The organism is Ruegeria sp. AB8, assembly GCF_056542605.1.
In genome coordinates this window covers 188,198-214,580 of record NZ_JBQGAB010000008.1, presented here as the reverse complement: position 1 = coordinate 214,580, position 26,383 = coordinate 188,198, and the positions used below count along the sequence as shown (strand labels likewise).

23 protein-coding genes are annotated in these 26,383 nt (G+C 55.2%); 13 read left to right on the top strand and 10 right to left on the bottom strand.

Translation table 11 applies throughout. From position 1 onward, the window contains the following. Positions 1-446: 446 nt before the first annotated feature. Both ACR0CG_RS10700 and ACR0CG_RS10695 read left to right on the top strand, forming a co-directional pair. A complete protein-coding gene (locus ACR0CG_RS10700; RefSeq protein ID WP_480524728.1) occupies positions 447-2,075 on the top strand; it encodes a L,D-transpeptidase family protein in 1,629 nt (542 codons plus the stop codon). Positions 2,076-2,187: 112 nt separating this feature from the next. Continuing rightward, the gene (locus tag ACR0CG_RS10695; RefSeq protein ID WP_480524726.1) at positions 2,188-4,932 is read left to right on the top strand and encodes an AsmA family protein; all 2,745 of its coding nucleotides are present in this window, start codon (positions 2,188-2,190) and stop codon (positions 4,930-4,932) included. 12 nt (positions 4,933-4,944) lie between these two features. Here the strand turns inward: ACR0CG_RS10695 and ACR0CG_RS10690 are convergent, their stop codons facing one another. From ACR0CG_RS10690 to ACR0CG_RS10680, 3 genes are all read right to left on the bottom strand, one after another. Further along, positions 4,945-5,445: a hypothetical protein gene (locus ACR0CG_RS10690; protein ID WP_480524723.1), complete on the bottom strand. Its 501-nt coding sequence runs from the start codon at positions 5,443-5,445 to the stop codon at positions 4,945-4,947. 86 nt (positions 5,446-5,531) lie between these two features. After that, complete coding sequence (locus ACR0CG_RS10685; protein ID WP_480524721.1) at positions 5,532-7,154, bottom strand: mechanosensitive ion channel family protein; 1,623 nt, start codon at positions 7,152-7,154, stop codon at positions 5,532-5,534. After that, positions 7,151-8,473 carry a mechanosensitive ion channel family protein gene (locus ACR0CG_RS10680; RefSeq protein WP_480524719.1) on the bottom strand — a complete coding sequence of 441 codons (1,323 nt, stop codon included), beginning with the start codon at positions 8,471-8,473 and terminating at the stop codon, positions 7,151-7,153. The genes ACR0CG_RS10685 and ACR0CG_RS10680 overlap by 4 nt, the downstream gene beginning before the upstream one ends. A gap of 716 nt (positions 8,474-9,189) precedes the next feature. On the opposite strand from ACR0CG_RS10680, the gene ACR0CG_RS10675 reads away from it, so the two are divergent. From ACR0CG_RS10675 to ACR0CG_RS10665, 3 genes are read left to right on the top strand one after another with little or no spacing between them, the layout of a single operon-like run. Beyond that, the gene (locus ACR0CG_RS10675; protein ID WP_480524717.1) at positions 9,190-10,407 is read left to right on the top strand and encodes an arylsulfotransferase family protein; all 1,218 of its coding nucleotides are present in this window, start codon (positions 9,190-9,192) and stop codon (positions 10,405-10,407) included. Further along, entirely contained in the window at positions 10,407-10,652 is a 246-nt protein-coding gene (locus ACR0CG_RS10670) for a hypothetical protein (protein WP_480524716.1), read from the top strand. The genes ACR0CG_RS10675 and ACR0CG_RS10670 overlap by 1 nt, the downstream gene beginning before the upstream one ends. After that, positions 10,649-12,151 (top strand): sulfotransferase, encoded by a 1,503-nt coding sequence (locus ACR0CG_RS10665; protein ID WP_480524714.1) that lies wholly within the window; start codon positions 10,649-10,651, stop codon positions 12,149-12,151. The genes ACR0CG_RS10670 and ACR0CG_RS10665 overlap by 4 nt, the downstream gene beginning before the upstream one ends. Before the next feature lie 77 nt (positions 12,152-12,228). Here the strand turns inward: ACR0CG_RS10665 and ACR0CG_RS10660 are convergent, their stop codons facing one another. Further along, positions 12,229-13,578, bottom strand: a complete 1,350-nt coding sequence (locus ACR0CG_RS10660) for an ATP-binding protein (protein ID WP_480524712.1) — start codon at positions 13,576-13,578, stop codon at positions 12,229-12,231. Further along, a complete protein-coding gene (locus ACR0CG_RS10655; RefSeq protein WP_170808303.1) occupies positions 13,578-14,237 on the bottom strand; it encodes a response regulator transcription factor in 660 nt (219 codons plus the stop codon). The genes ACR0CG_RS10660 and ACR0CG_RS10655 overlap by 1 nt, the downstream gene beginning before the upstream one ends. Before the next feature lie 23 nt (positions 14,238-14,260). Here ACR0CG_RS10655 and ACR0CG_RS10650 point away from each other — a divergent pair, with 23 nt between their 5' ends. Both ACR0CG_RS10650 and ACR0CG_RS10645 read left to right on the top strand, forming a co-directional pair. Beyond that, positions 14,261-14,794, top strand: a complete 534-nt coding sequence (locus tag ACR0CG_RS10650; RefSeq protein ID WP_480524710.1) for a hypothetical protein — start codon at positions 14,261-14,263, stop codon at positions 14,792-14,794. A gap of 285 nt (positions 14,795-15,079) precedes the next feature. Further along, on the top strand, positions 15,080-16,147 hold the full coding sequence (locus tag ACR0CG_RS10645; protein WP_480524708.1) for a hypothetical protein: 1,068 nt from the start codon (positions 15,080-15,082) through the stop codon (positions 16,145-16,147). Between the two features lie 226 nt (positions 16,148-16,373). Here the strand turns inward: ACR0CG_RS10645 and ACR0CG_RS10640 are convergent, their stop codons facing one another. The 5 genes from ACR0CG_RS10640 to ACR0CG_RS10620 form a co-directional block, all read right to left on the bottom strand. After that, the gene (locus ACR0CG_RS10640; protein WP_170617162.1) at positions 16,374-16,562 is read right to left on the bottom strand and encodes a hypothetical protein; all 189 of its coding nucleotides are present in this window, start codon (positions 16,560-16,562) and stop codon (positions 16,374-16,376) included. 413 nt (positions 16,563-16,975) lie between these two features. Further along, entirely contained in the window at positions 16,976-17,758 is a 783-nt protein-coding gene (locus ACR0CG_RS10635; RefSeq protein ID WP_480524705.1) for an arginine deiminase family protein, read from the bottom strand. Between the two features lie 3 nt (positions 17,759-17,761). Further along, positions 17,762-19,366 carry a 5-guanidino-2-oxopentanoate decarboxylase gene (locus ACR0CG_RS10630; RefSeq protein ID WP_480524703.1) on the bottom strand — a complete coding sequence of 535 codons (1,605 nt, stop codon included), beginning with the start codon at positions 19,364-19,366 and terminating at the stop codon, positions 17,762-17,764. Next, the gene (locus tag ACR0CG_RS10625; protein ID WP_480524702.1) at positions 19,363-20,547 is read right to left on the bottom strand and encodes a pyridoxal phosphate-dependent aminotransferase; all 1,185 of its coding nucleotides are present in this window, start codon (positions 20,545-20,547) and stop codon (positions 19,363-19,365) included. Before ACR0CG_RS10625 ends, ACR0CG_RS10630 begins: the two co-directional genes overlap by 4 nt. Next, positions 20,544-21,191: a TetR/AcrR family transcriptional regulator gene (locus ACR0CG_RS10620; RefSeq protein ID WP_480524700.1), complete on the bottom strand. Its 648-nt coding sequence runs from the start codon at positions 21,189-21,191 to the stop codon at positions 20,544-20,546. Before ACR0CG_RS10620 ends, ACR0CG_RS10625 begins: the two co-directional genes overlap by 4 nt. Before the next feature lie 92 nt (positions 21,192-21,283). Here ACR0CG_RS10620 and ACR0CG_RS10615 point away from each other — a divergent pair, with 92 nt between their 5' ends. From ACR0CG_RS10615 to ACR0CG_RS10590, 6 genes are all read left to right on the top strand, one after another. Further along, positions 21,284-22,075: an ABC transporter ATP-binding protein gene (locus ACR0CG_RS10615; protein ID WP_480524698.1), complete on the top strand. Its 792-nt coding sequence runs from the start codon at positions 21,284-21,286 to the stop codon at positions 22,073-22,075. A 38-nt stretch (positions 22,076-22,113) separates the two neighbouring features. Then, positions 22,114-22,878: a transporter substrate-binding domain-containing protein gene (locus tag ACR0CG_RS10610; protein ID WP_170678949.1), complete on the top strand. Its 765-nt coding sequence runs from the start codon at positions 22,114-22,116 to the stop codon at positions 22,876-22,878. A gap of 9 nt (positions 22,879-22,887) precedes the next feature. Continuing rightward, the gene (locus ACR0CG_RS10605; RefSeq protein WP_170617150.1) at positions 22,888-23,634 is read left to right on the top strand and encodes an ABC transporter permease subunit; all 747 of its coding nucleotides are present in this window, start codon (positions 22,888-22,890) and stop codon (positions 23,632-23,634) included. Then, complete coding sequence (locus ACR0CG_RS10600) at positions 23,631-24,392, top strand: ABC transporter permease (RefSeq protein ID WP_480524695.1); 762 nt, start codon at positions 23,631-23,633, stop codon at positions 24,390-24,392. Before ACR0CG_RS10605 ends, ACR0CG_RS10600 begins: the two co-directional genes overlap by 4 nt. A gap of 369 nt (positions 24,393-24,761) precedes the next feature. After that, positions 24,762-25,352, top strand: coding sequence for a hypothetical protein (locus ACR0CG_RS10595; protein ID WP_480524693.1), 591 nt, complete (start codon positions 24,762-24,764; stop codon positions 25,350-25,352). 158 nt (positions 25,353-25,510) lie between these two features. Next, entirely contained in the window at positions 25,511-26,224 is a 714-nt protein-coding gene (locus ACR0CG_RS10590; protein WP_480524692.1) for a sulfotransferase family 2 domain-containing protein, read from the top strand. Positions 26,225-26,383: the final 159 nt, after the last annotated feature.

Below are 26,383 nucleotides of genomic sequence, written 5' to 3'. Positions count from 1 at the left end.
GTCAACCAGAAAAGATCAGACATGTTCACCGCTCGTTTTTCAGCCGTGAATCATGCCGACCGCTGGAAATCAATGGGTCCTGACCCTACGGGGCTTGTAAATGTATTGAGCTGCTAGCGCGGACATCCGTTTAAATCCGGCAAACCCTCGTCACTGACAACTACGCTTCAGTTGGCGATAGTTCGTCAATAGCACGACCCAGCCGGGCAGCAAACTCGGGAACCAGCATCTTTGGTTTGCGCCATTTGTAAGCCTCCATGTTCTACCAAGCTCATTAATGGGTAACAGTTTCCCATTCGTCATGCTCAGTGCAACGGTCTGTTTAGAAACGAAGTTTGAATCCAGATACTAAATTTACATCTATGGATTACTAAAACCCGAGTATACATCTGGTTGTAGAATTCTCCTCACCAAGGGATAAATGTAGATGAACGTCACGGGAGGGGATGGTGAAACACTATAAGTCGATGCTCGCAACGACGCTAACTGCAATGCTGTTGGTATGTCCCAACCTGAGTATTGCAAATCAAGTCTCGAAACAGATTGAAGCGTTTCTGGTGTCAAGCGACAACGCTGGTAGCGCACTTCCCAACAGCAAAAGCCTGAATGCGAAGGTCCTGGTGCCGCGTTTCTACGAAGAACGGGGCTTTGCGCCGGTATGGACACGCGATGAACTGGTTGACGAACTTTTTGAAGAGTTGGATGGGGCCATTGATCAGGGGTTCAGACCCGATGACTTCAAACTAGACGAACTTCGAACCGCCTTAATAACCTCACAGGGTGGGGATGCCTCGGATCAGGCTTTCTTCGACATTCTGGCGACCGATGCCGCCGTCAAACTTGTGCACCATCTGGTGTTTGGGAAAGTTGACCCAAACGCACTGGACGACGACTGGAACTTCTCAAAACCGGTAGTTCAACAAGATCCAGCCACGGTATTGAACCAGTTTCTTCAGGGGGAGGGCTTTAGCGCATTAATTGAACGCATCGACATCGACAACGCCCAATATGCGATGCTTGTTGACGCACTGAGCAAATACAGAGCCATCGCATCGCAAGGGGGCTGGACCAAAGTTCCCGAAGACACTGTTCTGAAGCCGGAAATGGTGGATCCGGCCGTTGCAAAACTGCGCGAAAGGCTTGTGGCAGAGGGTTATGCTGGAGCAGGCGCTTCGTCGGATACCAGCCAAGATGGTGAAAACCCGGCTTGGGTTTACGATGATAACCTGGTCGAGTTGGTTAAGAGCTTTCAAAGTCGCCACGGGTTGGAAGCAGACGGGGTTATTGGCGGCAAGACGTTCGGGTCACTCAATAAACCCGTAGAAGACCGTGTAAACAAGCTGCGTCTCAGTCTGGAACGAGGCCGTTGGCTGATGCGGGAAATCGACGACGAGTTCGTGCTGGTGAACATTGCCGGCGCCCGCACATACATGGTCAAATCGGATGGTACGCTTTGGACCACCAGGTCGATTACGGGGTCAGCCTATAGAAAGACCCCGGTGTTCCGGGATGAAATCGAATACATGGAGTTCAACCCTACCTGGACCGTTCCCGCTTCGATTTTTCGCAAAGACAAGTTGTCTCGCATCCGCCAGGATCCGACCTATCTGTCGCGTAACAATTATGTGGTGCGGAACAAAGACGGGCAGACAATTCCTGCCAATCTTGTGAATTGGGGGGCAAAGAACCCCGGCGTCACGCTGGTTCAGCAACCGGGCCCGGACAATGCGCTGGGTTTGGTCAAGTTCATGTTTCCCAACAAGTACGCGGTGTATTTGCATGACACCAACGACCCCAGTCTTTTTGACCGAAACGAAAGGAACCTCAGTTCCGGCTGCGTTCGCCTTGAGTATCCGTTCGAATTCGCAAGCCTTCTGATGGAAGGGGAGCCGGACTGGAGCCGACAAAAAATGCAGTCCATTCTGGATAGCGGAAAGACAACCCGCATCAACCTGCCCGAGCCGATGCCGGTTCTCCTGACTTATTGGACGGCGTGGGTTGAGGACGGGGTCGTTCACTTCCGCGAAGACCCATACGAACGGGATGCGCGCATCCTTGCGGCTTTGGACCGCTGAGTGCGCAAAGCGCGGCACAAGGAAACCTTGTTTTCGGGCCAAACTGCCAGAATGGTTGGAGATTTCCGTTTTCGAGGTAAACTAGCCTGTGTGAGCGGCGACAAGGGAACGCATGAGGACTTGGCTATTTAGAATATTCGGCATTGTCGCGTTTCTCGTTTTCGCAGCAATCGCCTTTGCCTGGTTGTTGCTGGCTGCGCCGTTGTTTTCAGACATGCGGCGCGGCCTTGTCGAACAAGTTCTTTCGGAACAAATCGGGCGACCACTTTTGGTCAACGACGATGTGAGCGTCGCGCTTGGACGTATCACGCACATCTATGTCGGCGGCGTGGTTATCCCTAGCTTGACAATGGCAGATACATCACTTGCCGAGCTAAGTCGTCTGGAGCTGGAACTGGATATTGCGGCTTTGGCCAACGGTCGAATTCAGTTTGACAATCTCGTGGTGGACGGCCTTCAGGCCAATTTTCTTACGTCGTCTGACGGCACGACAAGCTGGCAAAAGGGTCAAACGCCACCAAAGCCAAAACCCGCAAGCGCTCAGTCAGAGGACAATCAAGACGCTTTGGCCGAGGTCGAGGAGCCCGCCGAGAGTAACGCGGAAGGCAGCGGAATCCTCGCATTTCTCAGCGACAAGAACGTGAGTTTCAGTTCGATAGGGCTGACCATTGATGACCAAGTCTCGGGCTTTTCGTTTGTGTTTGACCTTCAGTCGCTCGGCCTCGAACAGGTGGATGACGGACAAAGAACAAAGGTCTCAGGGGCAGGTGCCGTCAATGGCCAAAGCTTCAAGATAGACGGCGATTATCCGCACGGCGCGCCGTTTACGACGCGCGCCAATTTCGGGGAGATGACGGTCAACTACGATGGCGAGCCGTTGTCGGAGGACAAAGGCGGAGGCTATCGCGCTGTCCTGCAGATGGACACTGGTGAATTCGGTGATTTTCTTGAAGTCATCGGGTTGGAGCGCGTTCTAGAGGGGAATGGCCAACTTGAAGCCGAGCTTGTGTCGCAGGACACTCTGAAAATCGAGAGTTTCGCAACCACGATTAGCCTCGCGGAGGGACAGCAGCTTTCGGCTGAGGGGTCCATTGAAGACCTCTACGCAGCCCAAGGCGTCGATCTGCTTTTTGACGCGCGACTTCACCCCGAAGGACAGCCACCGCAAGCAGCCAAGAGTATCCGGGAACTGAAGTTTACGGCGTTTGAAATGCACATGGTTGGATCGCTGGAGTCATTCGAGTTTGAAGAGCTTCTGTTTCAAACCAACGCATTTGACCAAGGATTGGACGTTATTGGGCCAGCCTCCATCGAACGCATTCGCCGTATGCCAGATGGTCGGCTTGCGATGTTGGGCATTACCTTGCAAGCCGGGCCGGTCGAGGATCCGGTCCTCAAGGCGGAAGGCGAAATCCTTGACCTGCTTCAGCTTCAGGATGTGACATTTGAGGGAACCCTAAACGGACCTGCCAGATTGATTCTGCCAAATCTGGATGAAGATTTCGTCGACCAGTTTGGTGGTATTAACGCCGACTTCAGCCTGTCCAACAAGGGTGGGCCGGTTTCTCTCGACAGGTTCAACGCAACCACCTACGGTACCGATCTCTGGGCGCTCGATCTAGCGCTGTCTGTGAACGAGATCAAAGGGTTGGCAGGTCTCGATTTCGACGTTGAACTGGATGTGGGTGACGGGGCCGAGTTTCTGACCGCGCTCAATCTGGAACCTGTCCCAGTTGGTGCGCTGGCCATTGATGCAGAAACCTCGAAACAGGGCGACGATTTCGATGCCTCGATCGTGTTTGAAGCCGGGTCGTCACACCTTCTGGCCGCATTGGGCGCAAAGTTTCCCGAGGGCGCTTCTGTTGTTCGTGGCAACGTTACAAGCGAAAGGCTCGATCTTGGCGACCTGAAGAACCTGACTGCGACGCTGAACCAACTTAAGAGCTTGGTGGGCGAGGCCGCGAAAGAAGTTGAAACCGACGTACAGCCCCTGGTTCTGCCGAAGGAAACGGATGTCCAGCCGTTGGTCTTGCCCAAGGAGAATGGCAAGCCTGCCGATCTTCTGGATGTGCAGCGGGTGCTGCAAGAGGCTGATGTTGAGGTGCAGATCGAATTCAAAGAGATTGTAGGCCAACAAGGGGTAACATCTGTTTCAAGCCAGTTGTCCGCAAAGGAAGGGACGGTTGATTTTGGCCCGCTCCAGATGGCCTATGGTGGTGGAAACTTCAGCCTGCGGGCGGTGATGGACCTGATTGACTCACCCGACTGGCTTTCCTTGTCCGGCTCCACGTCTGGATGGGAGTTCGGTGAGATCCTTGATGAACTGGGTATCGGAATCGATGCCTATGGGCGTTTGAGCGGTGAGTTCAACGTTTCGGGCAGTACGGCGTCCGGCAAAGCCTTCATCAATTCAATGCGCGGCGACGCCTCTTTGTCGATGTCGCAAGGCTATGTCAGCACCAGCCTGCTGGAACTGGCAGGGCTTGGTATTTTCCCGTGGCTGTTCTCCGAGGAGTTTCGTCAAGGGTACACCGACATCACCTGTGTGGTGGCGCCAGTACGCATTGAAGCCGGACAGGTGAGCTCGAACTCCATAGTGGTTGAGACGGGCTCGGTCCAATTGGTGGCCAGGGGGCAGGTAGACTGGTTGAACGATACAATTGCGATCAGAGCGGAGCCCCGCCGGGTTGGTAAACCTTTGTCCCGAAGTGCATGGCCGTTCGATGTGACCGGTCGGCTTTCATCGCCGAAATTCAAACTGGACGTGGGCGGTTCAAGAAGTGAAGCACCTGATGGTGCAGACGAAATGCCGGCAGACAGGCAACCTTGCGTGCCGGATATTTCCCAATTGGAATAGCCTGGCATGGTCTTATTCGTTTAGCGGTTGCGGCTGTTCTTCCTGACACGCCAGAACGGCCTCAATGGCTTTGGCGGACCCACTCAAATCGAGCTCTACCTCGGTTCCACTTTCGCCAATGATCGTGACGCTTTGACGCTTTCCGAATTCACCTACAAATGCAGGGTTATCGAAATAGGCGTAACCTCCCGGGACGCCATTCTTGAAAACCCCGACCGCTTCGCCTTCGAACTTAGCGTCACCGAAATCGAACTTAACAATCCCCGTCGCCCCATCCTCGATCTGAACCCAGGCCGGATTGTAGGCTGCGAAAAAGCCGCCACCCTGTTTGGGGGCGGCCCCTATTTCGACCGTCATATCGTTTTCAAAGGGTTTCCAGGCGAGACACCCGTTGCCTTTCTCAGGATCAATCAGGATTTTCCAGTCTCCGGACTTACCCCATTGTTCCATACCGGCAGCGAAAGCAAAGCTCCCACTAAGCACGAAAGCTGCGGACAGTGCCCATTTTATCATCTGAAACCTCCAAACGCCCTGAAGACTACATCTGTAACTCTACCTGTTGCGCGGCCCCGATCCAACTGCTCCCATAGTGGGCAAGGTCACTTGGTTTGTTCGGCTGTATTCGCGAGCTTTCCGTCCCATTCCTCTGTCGGAACTTTCGGTTCTGGTGGGTCCGCAATGTAGGACGGCGTCATTATCTGCGTTCCGTTTTCATTGAACACGTCGACAATGTTCTCATGAAGATCGGACAGTATCTTGGGCAGGCTCGATCCACGAGACGTGTACGCATTGATTTCATAGTTGATTGCGTAGTCGGCCAACTGGGTCCAAAGCACAAATGGTTCAGGGTTCTTTTTCAATCCTTGCGTGCGATGGGCTGCTTCCACAAGCATCGCCTTGATCTTCTTTGGTGACTCTTCGTATCCAATTCCCACCGTCGTATGCACCAATATCCCGCGACCATCCACTTTTCGCGAGTAATTTATGACTTCGGAATTGAGAAGCTGCGCGTTTGGAATACTTATCATTTCGTTTTTGACGGATTTGATAAGAGTTTCCATCAGCTTTATCTCGGTGACGTCCCCGATCTTGTCGCCGACCTTAATGCGATCACCTACGTTTGTACTGCGCCTGTAGATAACGAACAAACCAGCCATCATGTTTGAAACAACGGTGTTCGAGCCAAGCGAAACCATGATGCCGGCCAGAATTGTCAGACCCTGAAAGGCACGGGAGTCAGATCCCGGAATATAGGGGTACGCAAACACCAACGCGATCACGATGATCAAAGCCCTGACCAACATGTTCGTGGGTGCAATCCAGTGATCTTCGAAGTCCTTGAGCTCGAACACGCCGCTCTCAAGGTTTTCAAAGAACAGATCGATGCCGCGAATTGCCATCCGCGTCACAGCGGCAATGATCACAAGCATGATCAGGTTTGGGATGTACCCCACGATAGCCAACACGACACTGATGAGCGGCTCGCTGATGTATTTCAAAAGGATCTGGGCGATGTCCTGTGTTTCCGCGAAAGACAGCAGCACCAATGAAAGGTAGTAGTAAAAGAAGAACAGAAACAGGACCCACATCAATATGTGGATCGAGTAAACGATGATCGAGGCAATTGCCCTGCTTCTCAAGATCGACTTGGTGGCCTCCTCGACGCCTTCTGCTCTCTTCTCCAGACTATTTCTGATGTATCTCAACAGCTTTCGCCGCTTTGCAAAAAACCCATAAGACGCAAGGGCAAAGATCACCGTCCACGCAAATGCAGCCATCGCGCTGTCGACTCTGCCCTCATTGGACCTGGCATCCCGGTATTGCAGGATCGCAGCCTCGATCGCCTCTGCTTGCAGCCCGGCTAGGACTTCGATCGCCATCTGTTCATGCTCGGCATCCGCTTGGGTGGTTATCGTAACCATTTGCCCGTCGGCGCGGATCAGCTTCCCGAATTCAGCGTCCGAAATCAGCAACTGGACAATTGACTTGTTGGAAGCATCAGCGACCTGGGCTATCCGTTCTTCGATTTTTCTGGCTCGTTCCGTGGCAGGCAAAGCACTTGAGCCTCGAACCACGAACAACTCCTCACCGTCGATAACGACCGGAGCGATAAATTCTGGATCCTCTCTTTCTTCCGGCGGGGTAAGAGTTTCTTCTGACTGGGCAAATGCGACACCGCACACAAGCAGAAAGGACGCGAACCAAAGCGATACAGCTCTCATGACTTTGCTCCCTCCACGGGTATCAGATGAACATCCCGTTGTGGGAAGGGGATCGAAATGCCCTCTTGGTCGAACTTCTCTTTCGCTTGCCCAGTGAGGTCCCAATAGACCGTCCAATAGTCTTCGGACTTGGACCATGGGCGACAGAAGATATTGACCGAACTGTCTCCCAGCTCTCCTACGAAAACCTCGGGTTCTGGCGTCTTCAGACATAGCTTGTGCTGCGCCACCAGGTCTTTGAGAACTTCAATTGCCCGGGCCGCGTTGTCCGAATACGCGATGCCGAAAACCAGATCGATCCGACGTTCTTCCGACGCGCTTACGTTGGTTATCACGTCGCCCCAAATCTTGCTGTTCGGAACCACGATAATCTGGTTGTCGAATGTTCTGATTTTCGTTGAAACCACGGACATCTCGTCCACAAAGCCCGATGAACCGCCGACCTGTATATAGTCGCCAGTGTCGAACGGTTTGAGGACCATGATCATCAGGCCGCTTGCCAAGTTGCCCAACGTTTCTTGCAATGCAAAGCCCAGGATGAAGGACAAACCGCCCAGTATGGCAAACAGGGGTGTAACGTTCACGCCGAACAGTGCCAAAACGACCAGTATGCCAAGGACAAATACAGCCCAATATACGGTTGTGGCCACAAACCTTTTCAGCATCCTCGAAATCGTCGGAATTTTGTTTAATCCACGTTCGGTTACCCGTCGCACCATTCGGGCGACGAACATCATGGCCCAGACGGCCAGCAAGACCCCCAGACCAGCCATCAGCAGACCGATGCCCCCGTCCCAGGAAATCAGCCAGGCCCAGGCGTTCTGGAAAAGTGTTTGAAGATCAGTTGTTTTTAGGGCGCCGGCTTTCAGAGCGAGAATATAGTCGGTGTGCGGTGTCAGATCCTCGGCCTTCGCACCTTTCAATGTCCATGCCTCGAGCACCACGCGATAGCTGTCCAAAATTTCGGATCCGGTGTCATTCAAGGAAGACAACTGCGATCTCAAGCCATCTTCTTGAGTTTCGCTTGCTGACCGGAGTCTCAGATTAATCCGAGCAATGTCTTCGAGCTGAGAGCGCACATATCCCTGCCAAGTGGTTGCGACCTCGCTAAGCTCCTCAGCGGTCAAGGGGACTAGCAGGACTTCCAGGTCATCCGCCGATATTGCCTGATCGACGACCTCATCCAGAAGACTACTATCTTCCACTTCAACGGTTTCCGGCTCGGCCGTCGTTTCTTGCGCGCTGGCAGGAAACGTAGTTGAAATCGCTGCGAACCAAAGAAATAGCCAAATAAGCCCGGCTCCGAGTGGTCGTCTCATTTCTCTGTCCCCTCCTTCTATAACGGTTGAAAAAAGCACACAGAGACGCAACAAATCTACACTCATGTTTGAAATCGAATGTTTTGGTGTGATGAACTTGTTGCACGAGGGCTCTGTCGAACCAAAATGATACAGCTCTGGAAAGCTCCACAAATTAGCTCCATGTGACTTCAGTAAGGCTACTTTTGGATGAGCTTCCTGGATAGGCGTATCCGTTTGCTTTCAAACGGAAAAATTAACTGAAGATGAACGGGGCGTTTTCAGTGCGTTCAAAGCTGGTCAAGCATAGTCACCTTTAGGCTGTGAAGCTAAGTGAAAAGCATGTGTCTTGAGGGGGGGAAACAAAACGTTCGAAGAAGGCTGGATTGTTTGAAAATTACGGTCTTCGACCTCTAACTCATACTTCCAGGGGGTCATCTACAGATTTGAACGGCAGAAGTTTCTCGACGCCTCAATAGAAGCGAATTCAATTAGCTAAACAGAACGTTGGGCTATGAGTCTGAGCCGCGTGTCCGGTGACATGTTTGAGTATTGAGTTCGTTGATAGTGAATAAAGTGGGCAATAAGAAACCTAAGTTCGAAAAGCTGCCCGAACGGGTGTTCTGGGCTTGTCTCTTCATCACCGTTGTTTTTCTTCGGTGCTTTTCGGGATAGTCGCGCAAAGGAAAAACTGGCCGCCTGTTCCACAGCTCCGCTCAGTTTACAAAGTCCTATTCGTGGACAAATCCCTGACACGAGAGGCGCGGGCATACCATAAACATCTTCAGCCGACGCGCAAACAAGGCAGCGGTGTTGTAATCAATAGTCAGCCGGGCCGTCAGGACACCATTCTGCTGATGGGTTTCTTTGACGGTGAGAACCAGGTCAGGCTTGTGAACCGTGACGGTAGCGTCATCCGCAAGTGGTCGTTGAATTACACTAAGCATTTTCCCGATGCCGACACACGCCCTTGCGGTCATCTCACCAACCCTTTGATGACGGACGTTCATGGCGCATTGCTGATCGAGAAAGGCGAGCTTGTCTTCAGTTATGAGTATTGCGGAGCTGTGAAGCTGGACCGATGTTCCGGGGTTCTCTGGACGCTAAACGAAAAAACCCACCACTCGATAGTTACATCGGAAAACGGAGGATACCTGACGCGTGGCCGGGACGAATGGATGGCATCTGAAGTTGTTGATCGCTTTCCACCCTTTTCGACCCCCGCAACAAACGAGACGATACTGGAAGACACCATCCTGAGACTCGATCAACAGGGTCAGGTCCTTGAGCGCGTTTCGATACCCGGCATCATTATCGACAGCGGGCTGTCCGCGTTGCTGACTGCCAACGGACGGGAGATTAAGCCATCGCATGTGGCGCGTAATGAGTTGGTTCATGCCAACAAAATTGACGAGCTGCCTTTGGAATTGGCGGACAAGTTTCCATTGTTCAGCGCAGGAGATTGGGTGATCTCTATGCGGGGGCTCAATCTTTTGATGGTAGTTGATGCGACCACCCGGAAAGTAAAGTGGTACCAGACGGGTCCCTGGGTTCGGCAGCACGATCCCGAGTTCCGCTCGGACGGGAAAATTTTGATCTTCAACAACAACGCTTACCTTACGTCCTACACACCAACCGAGAAAACCCGGCTGGATGCGCCCCGCGACACCAACATCATTGCGATTGACCCGGTGAGCCGCGAAACGGAAGCCGTATTCGGAAGCAAACCGGGTCAGGAGATGTTGTCGGTCGTACGCGGGCAGCACGAAATTCTGGAAAACGGCGGCATGCTGATCACCGAGTTTGACGCCGGGCGCGTTCTGGAAGTGGACAGAACAGGCAAGGTGATCTGGGAATACGTAAATGAATATGATGACGAATTTGTTGGTGAGATCACCAATTCGAAACTCTATCCACCGGACTATTTTGAAGTCGATTGGAAGGAATGCGCATAATGAACCGGCTTAGCAAACACACGCTCGTAGGCCGCATCGCCCAGCCTATTTTGGTTATCTGCACCGTCTTATTACTGCTGCCGAGCCCGGCACAAGCCTATATCGGCCCCGGAGCAGGGTTAGGCTCGATAGCCGTTACGGTTGCTGTCATTCTGGGTGTGATTTTTCTGATCGTCGGTCTGGTCTGGTTCCCGCTCAAACGGTGGATCGGGGGGCGGAAGAAAAGGGCCGATTCCGCACCATGACGTCAGCGTTAGCCGTTTCTCTTTTGGCGGTTGCAGGGTTCATTCTGGCCCTGTGGCTAACAAACATCGCAGGGACGGCCCAAAACGGTGTGAGCACCTGCATGGCGGGTGTCACTGCACTGTTTGACAATCAGCTTTCGGACGACGCCAAGGAAAAGGCCGCAAGGCAGGCGGGGTTGAAGCTGTTGGCGGGCGGTCTGAATCTGACATGGCGCATCGCGCTGGCCCTGGCTGCGACAGGTCTGCCGATTGCATTGGCGGATTGGGCAGGCGTTGTGGCAGGTGAAGCGGTACTTGGGCTCATGCTTCGCCTGGATTACATCGTTGTGGTATTGGTTGTTGCCTTTGCGGGCGTCAAGATTGTCAGCTGGCTACGTCGTGCCGATGCTTCGGAAGATAATGAAGGGGGTCAGTACTCGTCGATCGACCAGTTTGTGCATAATCTTGCATTTTCAGGCCCGGCGGTGCTGAAACTGGGCGCGCGGCTAGAAGATCGCCTGGTAAGGGTGTCTTGCACTTCTGATGGGCAGCGACCGGTATTCGTAACCTCTCTCGCTCGCGGCGGCACAACGGCAGTCCTCAACGCACTGCACGATGCGCCCGAAGTAGCTACGCATATGTACCGGGATATGCCATTTATTACGGCTCCTGTTATGTGGAACAAAATAGCCGGCGGTCAGCATCGCGGCGTCCGGCGGCGGCAGCGCGCCCACGGCGACGGGATGGAGATCGACCTTGATAGCCCGGAAGCGTTAGAGGAAGTGCTTTGGAAAGCGTTCTGGCCAGAACGCTACCGGGGGACTTCGATTCCACTTTGGGACGTTGGCGACACAGACCCTCGGGCAGACCAGTTTTTGCGACAGCACATGAGCCGCATCATCAGAGCGCGGAACTGTCAGGCGGGTCCAAATGACGTGCCGAAAACGCGCTATTGCTCCAAGAATAACGCGAACATTGCCCGAATTCCCTATCTGCTCAAATCCTTCCCGGATTGCCGGATCGTGGTTCCGGTTCGGCGACCGGAATGCCATGCCGAGTCTCTGCTTCGCCAGCACAACAATTTCAGCAAGCTTCAGGCTCGGGACAGTTTCGTAACCCGAAACATGGCCGATATCGGACATTTCGAGTTCGGAGATCTGCATAAACCCTTCTTGTTTAAGGACTTCAATCCGGTCGGCAAAGACACACATAGGCTGGACTATTGGCTGGACTACTGGATCTGCGCCTTCAAGGCGCTTCTGAAGCATAAGGATCAGTGCATTTTGTTGTTTCAGGACGACCTGCGTAGCGCCCCACAGGCAACCATGGAAACCTTGTATGACTTGCTTGGGCTGTCACCCGCCACCCAAAGCTTTGAACAGTATTTTCATTCAAAACCCGACCTGGTCAGGACCGATAACTTTGAACTTTCGCGACTGCGAGATGCCCATGAAATCTATGCTGCTCTTAGGGATCACTCCATCACCACCGGATCGGCAGTTGCATCCAATCGAGCTTGAAGCAACTGGTCTAAGCACCAATGGCTAACTAAGCAAATTCGAATTTTACCCGTTCCCGTAAGCTGGACCGCCATGCTTCAACTGGCGCCAGCATGAGAACCCAATGGGATCACGATGCTGCACCTCAGACCACCGAGTTCTTCCGACCTGCCCAGATCAAGACTGGCACCATATGCCGTGAGCAGATCCACTGCGATTGCCAGCCCCAAGCCGCTGCCGGTGACGGATGTGTCGAGCCTCCCCCCGGACCGAAGCGCTTCGCGTCGGTCATTTTCGGGAATTCCCGGTCCGTCGTCTTCGATCCGAATTTCGATAAACTGGTCCTGCCGCGTCGTTGTCACCTGCACAATCTGCCGGCACCATTTCATTGAATTGTCCAGAAGGTTTCCTAGAACCTCTTCGATGTCCTGCTTGTCCATTCGAACCCACAGGCCGGGAATGGTCGCCACCTTTAATGTCTTCTGTTCACGCTCGGCCATCAGGGAAAACAGCTTTGCAAGCCGGTCGATGGAATTTGACAGGTCTGTACGGGAATGGGTCAGTTCGGCAGTGTTCATCGCGCGCATTCGCGCCAGAGAGCGGCCAAGTTGCGCATCGATCCGATCCAGAGATTCCTGTGCGGTTTTGATGTCCACCCCGGCCTCGGACAAACTATCCAGTTCATTCTGCAAAATCGCGGCCGGTGTCTTCAGCGCATGTGCAAGATCAGCCGCCTGCCTGCGGGACCCGGAGACAATGTCGCGGTTGCGTTGCAATAGCTGGTTGAGGCCCTGGACAAGCGGCGACACTTCCTCGGGGTAGTCTTCCGGTCTGAGGTCTTCGTCCACGTTCCAACGCTGGGCCACATCTGACCGCAGTTTGCGAAGCGGCCCAAGAATGGCCGACATCAGCAACAGCGAACCGGCGATGCCTATCAGGCCAACCAGCCCAAAAACCGGGATTAGGCTGCGTTGTGCGGCCCGGCGTTCCGCGATGAGCTTGTCGCGGTTTTCAGCGACGCTGATGCCCCAGATCGTGCCATCTTCATAGGTGATCTTCTGATATATGCCGCGGACCGCTTCATTCTCCGGCCCATCGGTGTTCCACAGCATAACTGTGTCGGGTGCATCTTGCGGCTCGGCGAGGGTTTCATCGAAAAGGGAAGCCGAGGAGTAAACTTCGCCTGCCTCGCTTGTCACCTGCCAGTATCGCCCGGAATATGGAGTACTGTATGCCGGATCGAAAATCAGATCACGCAGTGCTTCGGGATTGTCGGTGGTGACACTCAGTCCAACGATCAGTTGTGTGTGCCGGTCCCGAAGCGTTGTATCGAACTGCTGGGAAACCCGGGAATCGATGTAGGAAAAAACCGCCAGCGTGCCCACACCCACAGACATTGCTCCGGACAATATTCCGCCCAGCAATGCCCGTTGTCGCAGCGAAAGCATCAGGCAGAATCGATCATGTATCCGCGACCCCGAACCGTTGTGATCAGGTCCGGTCCCAGCTTCTTGCGCAGGCGCGTAATAAATACGGCAATTGTGTTGGAATCCCGATCCTTGTCATACTCATAGATATGTTCCGACAATTCAGTGCGCGAGATCAGGCGCCCGGGGTTATGGGCCAGATAGGTGAGGACGGCGATTTCCTGTGCGGTCAGATCAACCGGAATTCCGTCCACGGAGACACGCCCGTTTCTTGTGTCCAAAAGGACGCTTCCCATTTCGATGACCGGGTTCAGCTGTCCGCTCTGTCGCCGTAAAATCGCACGGACGCGGGCCGCCAGTTCGGGCATGTGAAAAGGCTTGGTCATATAGTCATCTGCACCTGCATCCAGACCGTCCACCCGCTCGCTCCAGCCGTCTCGGGCGGTCAGGATCAGAACAGGCGTCTTTATTCCGGCACTGCGCCAATCTCGCAAAACGGAAATCCCGTCACGTTCCGGAAGGCCGATGTCCAAAATGATCATGTCGTAGGGTTCAGTCGACCCCATATGCAGCGCATCAACCCCGCTATGGACTACATCGACGATCCGACCTTCGGCGCTCAGTAGTTTTTTGATCTGCTCGCACAGGCGCGGTTCATCTTCTGCAAGTAGGATTCTCATGATTTGAAACTACAGGCGAATTGATGACGGATCATCAGTTATTTCTTGCCACCGCCATTGCCGTTGCCGCCGCCATTACCGCCACCGTTGCCGCCGCCATTACCGCCACCGTTGCCGCCGCCATTACCGCCACCGTTGCCGCCGCCATTACCGCCACCGTTGCCGCCGCCATTACCGCCACTGTTGCCACCGGCGTTTCCATTGCCGTTGCCACCAGCGTTTCCATTGCCGCCGCGATTGTTGCCGGAATTACCTCTGCTGTCGCTGTTGGCACTTTTGCTATTGGTATTCTGCACGCTTCCTCTACCGGAATTGGCCGAATTGCCGGGTTTCGCCCGCGCTGCATTTGTAATCTCGCGGCTGACGCGAGACCGGTTGGACACGACGACACCCGTCTGGGCGTCCACGATGACGCTGATGATCTTCCCGTCCGGTTTCTTGACCAGGATACGATAGTAAACCTTATCGGATTCAAAGGCGCGGGCGTCGACGGGGGTTCCGCCGAAAACCTTTTCAACACCTCTGATAACCCTCTTCAGGCGAATGGCACCGCCTGATGTTGTGGCGTGCCGCAATTCGGATTGTTTAAGCTCGCGCACAGCAGCGTTGCCGTCACCTGTCACAAAACAGGTAATCAATCCCGCAGTTGCAAGCAGGTTCCCCAATCCTGAAAGTCTTAGCCGCACAAACATACTCAAACTCTACCGGCTTCAATGTGAACTGGTGATGAACCAGCAGTTAGGCGTGAGTTCAACCACAATATGGTCAAATGGGGTCAAATACATTTGCGTCCAACATGAAATGTTGACGCCTGAAGCAACACTGAGCCCGTGAGGTCCGTTATGAAAACCAAATTTTCCGGTCTGCTGAAAGCCTCCGCAGTCGCGATCTCCCTGATTGGGTCAACCGCGATCGTCGCGGCGTTCACGTTTCCCGACATTGCTTATGCGAAAGAAGGAAAAGGTGGTGGAAATGGCGGCGGCAAAGGAGGAGGTAAAGGCGGCGGAAACGACGGCGGTAATGGTGGCGGCAAGGGCAACGACAGCGCCGGAAAGGGGAACAAAGGTGCCGGAAAGGGTCAAGACGCCAAAGGCAAAGTGACTTCCAGAGGCGGCAGCAAGAAGTCCGCCGGGAAGACAGGTGGCAGAAAGTCCGCTTCCGGAAGCGGGAAATCGAACACGTCAAAGAGCAGCAATTTCTCTCTGAAAGATTTGTTTACGGGCAAGAAATCCAGCGACCGAACAGAAAAACCCAAGCGGAAATCGCAGCGCGTGGCGCGGAGCACCGAGTCTACCGTGCAAGTTGCAAAATCCGTTCGGCCTCTGTCCCGCGAAAAAGACGAATCATGGGCTGAAATTCTGGGCGCACACCCCTCTGAACTGGGTGCGTTGAATGCTGCTCACGCCAGTGAGACCGCTCTGAAGAACGCCGCGCCCAACTCGCGTGTCGGTCGTATTGCAACATACCGCGATACGGTTTTGGAAGGAGACGAACTGCGCGACGACCTGCAAGACGCCCAAGATCTTCTGAACGGACTGGAACCACCTTCACGTCCCATAGGTGAAATCGAAGATGAACTCGAAGCGGCCGAAGCTGATGTGCGCGCGGATGAAGAGCGCGTGGCGGAATTGGAACAGGAACTTGCCGACGCCGGGGGTACAGACCCACATATCGAAGCGCAGTTGGACGAGGCGAATGCCGAACTGCAGGAATCTAGGGACACCGCTGCCGAGCTAGCTGCCGAACAGGAAGCTGCAAGCAATTACGACGACGCTGTTTCTGAAGTTGAGGACCTGCAGGGCCAGCTGGAGGATCAGACGCTTAGGGAACGTGAGGCGTTGGAGAATGCGGCCAACAAGCCGGTCACAGATGAAGTCGAAGCGGCGGTCAAGTCGTTGCTGGGGTTGTAAATCAGGAGTTTCGCGCCTTTCCGAATTCGGAGGCGCGAGAGGTCGGGCCAGCCAAATCATTTCCAACCCCTTGGCTGGCCCATCACCTACTGAACGCCAAGACATAACTCGGATCACATCTGAATATGCAAAGAAAAAGCCCGCTCTGGCGCAGAGCGGGCTTTAGCTTCGTATTGTTCCCGGGGAAGACGACACCCAAGGGAACCGAGAGATCGTCTGCGGTAACTCAGACGTCCCTCATCGCCTCAATCAGTCGCTTGTTATTCACAATATTGATGAGTGCGTTTTCAATAGGAGGGAAGCGACCGCTGCTCGAATCTTTGTTTTTCGACACGCCGCTGCAGACGACAGCGCTGGATGATTGCTTTGCCGCGGGGGGGGTGTGCATCGCAATCGCTGTGGTAGTTTTTTCCATGCATGTTCCCTTCCATCAAACCGGACGCATTTCGTTCCGTCCGACTTAGTGAACCCACTATGGTCGAAAACGGTTGAACACATAGAGAATACATTGTTCACTTTCAGTTAATGTTGTTGTCAGGTTGTAAACAAAGAGCCTGAGGTAGTCCTTTTCGCGCGCAATTTTGCTGTGCGCAGACGGTTTTTTCGAGAAACCGAGTTCCCTTACGACTGTTACAACCCGCCCGTTAGTTACTCGCGAGGGTAATTGAAACACAGTTCAGCGCGAGGTCGCCTATGGTGAAGCTATCATCGCCGACCGTGTAGTCTCCGTTTCGATAGGGGTCCGACACAGGCGGAAAGTTCCGCCAGTGCTATTGCCAGAACCGTGCCTTGGACCGAGACTCTATTCTTGACGCGTTGCCCGACTGATCAAAACCGCAGGGACAGGCAAGACATGCCGCCGTCCAGCTTGGCGCAATCGGTGTTGTCGATCTGGATAACCTCATATCCCGCTTTGTCCAACATCTCTGCCGTGCGTGGAAAACCAGCGGCCATAAGAACAAGGTTGTTGAAGCGGATAGCATTTGCGGCGGCTTCTTCACCATCGGCCACATGCAGGACTCTGTAGCCTTCGAAACAGCCTGACGCATCAAGGCGCCTGGTCGACAGGATCGTCTCGGCATCCATCAACGAACAATCCGTTTTGAAATGCAAGACGCCGTCCGGCGTAAAGACTTCACGCAGGGAGTGGCCCCATTCACTGGCGATCTTGGTCAGTTCTGCCACGCCTGCAGCATCTGTGCGGTCAGAGCGGCCGACAAGGATTTCTTTTCCGGTCACCAGAATATCGCCGCCTTCGACATGGCCGGGGCCTTTGATCTCGCGAACATCGTCATAGCAGGCGCGGATTGTCGGTGCCATTTCAGCCACCTCGCCCAGCCGCGAGGGCGCGCCGGGTCGCATCAGGATAGCGCCTTGCGGTAGGCACAGCGTAGTGTCTTCGACAAACTGGGCGTCCGGGAACGCGTTAAGCGGTTCAAGCTCAATGACGTCGGCCCCGGTGCTGCGCAGGGCTTCGACATAGGCTGAATGGGCAGCCAGCATACCATCCAGGCTGGGATTGCCGATGTCCTCGGCGCGCAGACCGTCAGCAATGGTCGAGGCGGGCCTACGGGTGATGGCCCGGGTAAACTCAAAGGTCGGATTTCGCATTGGTCACTCCTGATCCGGATTGCGTCCGGCAATGTCAATTTCCAGAATGGAGGGGCAATTCTGAGCGCTGGCCGCTGCCAGAGCGGTCGCAATGGCCCTCGGGTCTGGTGGTACGCGTGTGTAGGGTATGCCGAACGAGGCAGCCGCGGCGGAAAATTTAGGCGGGGTCGGGTCGCACCCGATCACCTTCACATCCACGGCTTCCATCGAGGTCGCGATTTCGCCGTAACCGTGATTGTTCCAAAGAACAAAGGTGATGCGCAGGTTTTCGTCCACTGCGGCCATGACCTCGGGCAGCGAGAACTGAGCGCCGCCATCGCCAGCGATACAAATGACATGGGCGTCCGGGGCGGCGATCGCAGCGCCGATGGCTGCAGGTATACCATAGCCCAGCGCACCGTATCCGGTAGCGGCATTGAACCAGCCGCCGGGGCGGTCGTGGTCGTAGTAGAGGTTGCCCGCATAGATCGGCTGAGTGGAATCTCCAATCATCAGCGCGCCCGGCACCGCATTGCGCATTTCGTTCAGAATTTGGACCTGAGCACGATAGTTCGGACCGATCTCTTCATACGCGGCGGTGCGGGTCTTTTCAGCGCGGGCCACCCCTGCGTTTTGGTTTGATTTGCCGGGCAGGGCTTTCAACAACGCGGTCATAGCTTCGTCAGCGCGGCCTTCGATAGCAATCGCGACATCGTGGCGAGCCAACTGGTGCGGACAAATGTCAACGCGTATAAGCCGGGACATGGCCGCAGTTTTCCCCGTTGCATACATATCATAATCGGTGGGGCCCAGCTCGGTTCCCACAGCGAGGACACAATCGGCATCTTCGATAAGTGCTTGGACGGACTTCAGGCTGGGGCTTGCTGGTACGGTAAGCGGATGACCATGAATCAACCCGCGGGCATTCGCGGTTTGCACGACCGGCGCATCGAGGCGTTCTGCCAGAGCTTGCAACTGCGATCCGGCCGATTTTGCTCCGCCGCCAGCAAGGATGACCACTTTCTTCGCCGCCGATAATTGGTCTGCCGCGTCTTGAATCCGTGTTGGGTCCAATGCCGGGCAGGCCTTGGCACTCGGGGCCACGGCGCTCTGCGCTGCGAGTCCTGCGACATCCAGCGGGATCTGGATATGAGTTGGGCCGGGTCGACCCGCGGAGTAGGGTGCAAAAGTGCGGTCCAGAGCGGTGCCCAGGTCGTGAGCCTGCTCGACATGCTCGGAAACCAGCGCAACAGTTTTGGCCAGCGCGTGCTGATCGGGCAGTTCGTGCAGATGGCCAAGTCCCCGATTCAAGGTGCTGCGTTCGTTAACGCCTGAAACCACCAGCATTGGGACTGAGTCCGCCCGGGCCTGGGCCATTGGTGTCAGCGTGTTTGTCAGGCCAGGACCCGTGATCACAAAGGCAACGCCCGGTTTCCCCGAGACACGGGCATAGCCGTCAGCCATGAAGCCAGCGCCCTGTTCGTGTCGTGGTGTCACGTGACGGATGCCAGAGGCTGCAAGACCGCGATAAAGCTCGACCGTATGCACGCCGGGAATGCCAAAAACACAGGAGACTCCCCTTTGCTTCAACTCGGCGACCAGCGCTTCGCCGACTGTTTGGTTGGTCATGCAACGCTCCGTTTCTTGCGGTTTGCGTGGGCGACGATGCGGTCCAGTGCGGTGGCAAAACTGTCGTCGTCAATGGTGAGAGCAACCCGAACCCAGTCCCTGAGGCTTTCGCCAAAGGCAGAGCCGGGCATGACCGAAACACCATGCTCCAGCAGGTCCCAGGCATAGGCGTCGCCGTCCAATCCGCTGGCCGAGACGTTGACCAAGGCAAACATGCCGGCATCGGGCCGGTGGACGGTCAGCCCGGATTCGGTGTGCAGACGGTTTTCCAGCAGCGCAGCACGCGCCGCGAAGCGCGAAGCCATACCGGCAGCCACCGATGACCCCTCGCGCACGGCCTTTTCGGTCATGTCAGCAATAAAGGGCTGGTTGCCAAACAGCATTGTTTCCGAGACTGGCAACAGCGCGGTGCAGAACTCGGCCGGGCCCACACACCAGCCGCTGCGAAAGCCGGGGGCCGCGTGCGACTTGGAGATCGAAGAGACTGTAATGACCCGGTCTGCCAGCGCCGGATCAGAGAGGGGAGATGCAAACTCTGCACCCTCGAAGATCAGATGCTCGTAGACTTCGTCGGATATTATCCAAAGATCGTGTTCTATCGCGAGTTCACCAATCTTCCGAACGTCCTCGGGCGTCAGGATGGCGCCTGTCGGGTTGTGCGGAGTCGTGAGAAGAATGGCGCTGCTGCGGGGGGTAATGTGCGCGGCAAGGTCTTCTGCCTGCAACCGAAATCCGTTTTCGGGGCGTAGCGGCACCGGCACCGGCTCGGCACCTGACGCTCGGATCACGCCCTCATAGGTGGCATACATTGGATCACCTACAAGAACTTCGGTGCCAACTTCTGCGACGCCCTGCATGACAGTGAAAAGGGCGGTCTGGGTGCCGGGAAAGCAAAGTATGTTCTCTGGCAGAAACCGGCGTCCGCGGGTTGCGGTGTAGGCCTCGGCCAGGGCTGCGCAAAGTCCGGCTTCGCCGCGTCCGTTGGAATACCCTGTGCGACCCAATTGCAGCGCGGCCGCTGCCGCGTCGCACAGTTCAGTTGGGGTTGGAACATCTGGTTCGCCAATGGTCATTTCCACGATATCGGCCCCGGCCTCGACCATAGAGCGTGCTTTCAGATGCACCTCCCATTTCCCGCCGCCCAAACCGGCCAGCCGTTCGGTAATTGCTGTCAGCCTCATTGGCGCTCACTCTCCTGCGTTAGATCCAAATCAATGATGGCGGAAACGGATTGCAGCCCGATTTCGACCAGTTCGCCCGGCGCAAAAGCATCGGGAAGGGCGCCGCCCTCAAGCCAGAGGCCGTCAATAACCGCGTTGCAGGCGATGGCCAGTTGACGCAGGCGGGCGGGAGAGGGGGCGCGGCCCGCTTCTTTCATCGAAGCGGCGATCAGCCCCTCCAGTTGGTCGCGAAAATAGGCGTATGTGCGTTCGTGCGTCGCCTTCATCTGTGGGTCGCGCTGCACCTTGTTCAGAAAGCTGGCCCACAGCGCGATTGCCCTTGGGTCGACAACCGGGGCTGTCAAAGACGCCGTCACAAAAGCGATCAACCGGGCGCGTGCGCTGGCCGCCGCGCCGTTTGCCGGGGCAAAGGTTTGATCCGTCATTGTGTTCATGTGGTGCTCGTAAGCGGCGACGATCAGTTCCTCTTTGGAACTGAAATAATGCCGGATCAGTCCCTGGGTGACATCTGCGCGCTCGGCGATTCCCCGCACCGTCGCCCCGCGCACGCCTTGTTCGGCCACCAGCTCAAGCGTGGCCAGAATCAGCGCCTCCTGCCGGGATTCAGCCGATTCCCGCCTGAATTTTTTGCGCTCTTCGCTCACGATAGTTCCTTTTTTCTGACGGCTGTAATTATACACTTGCATAATTACTAGGTTCACGGCTTACTGCAATCAGAATTTTGGGGTCACGGAAAATGGACACTGCCACTGCATCAGTTCAGCTGACGGACACGCGCCGCGAGGCGATCCGAGTCGAAGACCTGCACAAGTCCTTTGGAAATCTGGAGGTGCTGAAAGGCGTGGATCTGACCGCGCATCAAGGTGACGTCGTGGCGATCATCGGCGGCTCGGGGTCGGGCAAGTCGACCATGCTGCGCTGTATCAATTTTCTTGAGACGCCAAGCTCAGGCAAGATCGTGATTGGCGGTGAGGAAGTGGCGATGCGGGCTGATGGCAGCCCGGCCAGCCAGAAGCAAATCGAACGAATCCGAACCAAGCTGGCGATGGTGTTTCAACAGTTCAATCTGTGGACACATCGAACCCTTCTGGAAAACGTGATCGAGGTGCCGGTGCATGTCCTGAAGGTTCCGAAATCCGAGGCGATCGATCGCGCACACGAATTGTTGCGCCGGGTAGGGCTGGGCGGCAAGGAAGACACGTTCCCGGCCTACCTGTCCGGCGGGCAGCAGCAGAGGGCTGCAATTGCCCGGGCATTGGCGGTGGACCCTTCCGCCATGCTGTTTGATGAACCGACCTCGGCGCTGGACCCTGAACTTGTGGGCGAAGTTCTGACAGTGATCCGCGATCTTGCCGCCGAAGGGCGCACCATGCTGCTGGTCACCCACGAAATGAAGTTCGCGCGCGAAGTCGCGAACCATGTCGTCTACCTTTACCAAGGTCGTATTGAAGAGCAGGGGAAGCCTGCCGAGATCTTTGGAAACCCGCAATCCGAACGACTGAAACAGTTCCTCAGTTCCGTCGGGTAGCACACAAAAAACCAAATAATATCAACAGGGAGAATCCTATGAAACTCAAAGCACTTCTGACTGCGGCCTCTGCCGTGGCTGTTCTGACTGCAGGCGCCGCTGCCGCTGAACAGGTCAAGATTGGCATCGCAGCCGAGCCTTATCCTCCGTTTGCCTCGCCCGACAGCTCGGGCAATTGGGTCGGCTGGGAAATTGAGGTGATTGGTGCCGTCTGCGCTGCGGCGGAACTGGACTGTGTGATCACACCTGTCGCATGGGACGGCATCATCCCGTCGCTGACCGGCCAGCAGATCGACGCCATCATGGCTTCGATGTCAATAACCGAAGAGCGCCTGAAAACCATTGATTTCAGCGACCCTTACTACAACACCCCGGCGGTGATCGTGGCGGACAAGTCGATGGACATTGAACCGACCCCTGAGTCGCTGGCGGGCAAGATAGTCGGCATCCAGGCCTCGACCATTCACCAGGCTTACGCGCAGGAATACTTCAAGGACGCAGAGCTGAAGGTCTACCAAACGCAGGACGAGGCCAATCAGGACCTGTTCGCGGGCCGCATCGACGCGACCCAGGCGGACAGCATTGCCATGGCCGACTTCGTGAACTCGGACAATGGCAGCTGCTGCGAGATCAAGGGTGCCGTTGCGGATGACCCGGCGATCCTGGGCCGTGGTGTTGGTGCCGGTGTGCGCAAAGGCGACACCGAGCTTCTGGAGGCGCTCAACAAAGGGATCGCGGCGATCCTGGCAGATGGAACCCACGAGAAAATCACCGCGGGCTATTTCACGACCAGCATCTACTAAGGCGCTGCTGTGACCGGACTGTTCGAGACACTGGGCCTCGGCGCCAGCGCCGAGTTGCTGTCGCTGTCAAGCTGGGGAGGCAACCTGCTGCGCGGGCTTGCCAATTCGCTGCAGATCGCCTTCGGCGCATTTGGGATGGGGCTGGTAATCGGGCTGTTCGGAGCCTACGGAAAGCTATACGGCGGGAAGGTCACACGCGACCTTCTCGCCATCTACACGACTGTGATCCGGGCGGTACCTGAGTTGGTGCTGATCCTGATCCTCTATTACGTCGGCAGTGATATCATCAACAAGATTTCTGAGGCGGTGGGCGGAGGCCGGGTTGAAATCAACGGTATCGCGGCAGGCATCTGGGTGCTGGGCGTGGTACAGGGGGCCTATGCCACCGAAGTTCTGCGCGGTGCCATCAAGGCTGTTCCGGTGGGACAGATCGAAGCGGCAAAGTCTTACGGAATGCCAGCTTTCATGATCATGCGTCGGGTAACGATACCCGCGATGATGGGGTTTGCGGTGCCGGGGCTTGCCAATTTGTGGCTCATCGCAACCAAGGACACGGCGTTGCTGGCCGTTGTCGGATTTAGTGAATTGACCCTGGAAACAAGGCAGGCGGCAAGCAGCACTCGGGCCTATTTCACTTTCTTTCTGGCGGCGGGCTTCCTCTATCTGATGGTGACCCTGTTTTCGGGTGTGGTTTTTGCCCGAATTGAGAAATGGGCACGGCGCGGTCAACCTTCGCTGAAAGGGGACGCCGCATGACAACCTTTAAAGCCCTGATGCAACCGCACCGCATCGTTATGATGCTTCTGTTTGCGGCATTGGTGATCTGGTGCGCGTTTTCGCTACGCTGGGACTGGATCCCAAAATATGCGCCCTTGGCACTGCAAGGTCTTTGGACCACGGTTTGGCTTCTGGTTGTTACAACTGTTCTGGGCTTTCTTTTGGCTGTGCCGCTTGGATTGGCGCAGGCGGTCGGGCCTTGGTATCTGGCCACTCCAGCTCGGGTATTCTGCACCATAATTCGCGGTACGCCGCTGCTGCTGCAGATTTGGTTGCTGTATTATGGGCTGGGCTCTCTGTTTCCCCAGTTTCCCTGGATCCGTGCATCGGAACTGTGGCCGTACCTGCGCCAGGCGTGGCCCTATGCAGTGCTCGCGCTAACCTTGTCATTCGCGGGCTATGAGGGCGAAGTAATGCGCGGCGCGTTTTCCGGGGTGGCGAAAGGGCAGCTTGAGGCCGCAAAGTCTTTTGGTATGCCTCGTTTCACCATGTTCCGCCGGATCTGGTTGCCGCAGGCAGTCCGCAACGTGCTGCCGACTTTGGGTGGCGAAACAATTCTGCAACTTAAGGCAACGCCATTGGTGGCGACCATAACAGTGGTCGAGATCTATGCAGTTTCTTCCCGGGTTCGGGCAGACACGTTTATCGTTTACGAACCACTGCTGCTGCTTGCGCTGGTTTATATGGCGATTGCGGGCCTGATTGCTCTGGCATTCCGGCGGTTCGAAGGGGTTTGAATCGCTTTGACGCTTTTCAGATAAACTCGACTTTAGGCTACGTAAGCGTTTCGCCTGCTTCAGTTTTCTTGCCAAGTCTTGTCCGTTAAAGATCTGCCAAAGAAAACAACCGCTCACTTCCAGGCGGCTGTAAAGAACCGAACAATGGTCAACTCTTTGAAGAATGACGGTTGCTGACCCAGCGGCAACACGGCATTCGAGTAAGCGTTTGGACGCAGAGCGCATCAGGGGCTTTTGTGTTCCGCGACCATTGCCGTATTGACACAACAGCCATGGCAAATTTTCTGGATTTCCGGGTCCCACATGGAACATTACGTGGCATCTGCGCTAAGGTAAGGTGTTAATTCAGTTGCTATGGATATGATCAAAATGACTATTCGCACCCAAGCCGTCGCCCTTGTCCTTGCTGCGATGTACCCGGCAGCTTCAATGGCGAGTGATACTGAAGTTTCCCGTGTCATGGCACCGTTCCAAAAGCCAGCTGTACTCCCTGCATCCGGCGTCGACTGGACAGGTTTTTCCGTTGGTTTGGAACTTGGTTATGCCCCCGACGTGGAAGGCTCCAGCGGTCCGATCTACGGCGCGAAATTCGGCTGGGACTACGATTTCGGCAAGGTCATAATCGGGTATTTCCTGCAATACACCCGGACGAATCTGGACATTGACCCTGGTTTCGAACTGGGTTCATACAAGCGTTTTGGCGCGCGCGGCGGCATCGACAGCGGGTTGAACATGTACTACGCCAGCGCCGGCTATGCTGAACTCGACACGCACGCCAGCGGCGATATTAACCCTGGCGAAGGCGATGGTTATTTCGTGTCTCTTGGTTATGAACGTTTCATCCGCGAGGAGATCACGCTTGGCGCCGAGTTGGTCTATTCTGAGTACTCGGATTTTGAACGTGACTTTAAAGATTTAGGTGTAACCACGCTTTCATTTTCCTTGAACTACAGGTTCTGAATCGGAGCGGGCCACTGGCCCGTATTCGATCATGCGGTCCGGGCAGCGCGGCAAGGGCGTCGCGTGGATTTTCCATTAGATAGGCGCGGCACATGGTATCTGCATGATATCGATATGCTTTTCTTGCCACCCGTCTGAGTGTACCATTGGTCTTGCGCATGTTGCGCGAGGCCTTCGGAGCACTTGCGCCCCACGCGTTGTCTGCAAGGAGGCGTAGCAATTCGGTGCCAATCTATCCCACGCTAAAGACCGTATTCATTCATATTCCAAAAACTGCGGGATCGACGGTTTCAACAATTTTGCGCCGCCCGAACCTCCTGAATTTTACGAAACATGATCCTTCTCCTTCGGTCGATAAGCACTCGTCATTATTTGTGCATCTCGAGCAATTGGGGCCAGAGGCGGCAGACTACTTCAAGTTCAGTTTTGTTCGGAATCCTTGGGACAGGTTGGTCTCGGCCTATCACTATATCATCGCGCGGCGTCAGGAACTGGAACTGGTGGCCAATCACCCCGATTTCGAGAGCTTCCTGTCTTCATTCACGGAAGAACCTTCAAAGTACCTCGACATACCCTATTTCAAACCCCAATCCAGTTTTCTCGTAAATGACGACGGTGAAATGCCGTTGGATTTCCTGGGCCGCTTCGAAACCCTCGATAAAGACCTAAAAGTCGTGCTTCGGGAAATTGGCAGCAGGCGTATGTTCTTCAAGCATCGAAAGAAATCGAAAAGGCGGGATTACCGGGAATACTATTCCGATGAAAGCAGTAAAGCGGTTGGTGAGGTTTACATCCGCGACATTGAGAATTTCGGGTATGATTTCAACGACGGCTTGGTTCGCAAGAAGAACTTCTCTCTCCGAAAATTGTAGCCCCAAGGGGTGACTGAAGGTAAAATAGAATTGGTTTCTACCCGGGCATTGAGTTCGCGCAAAGCGCAAGAATCCTCCGACTCGGTGCCTTAATTTAGGCAGGTTCAATCCCGACCGTAGTCAACCCGATCAAACAAATGGTTCGGCAGAGCTTGCGTC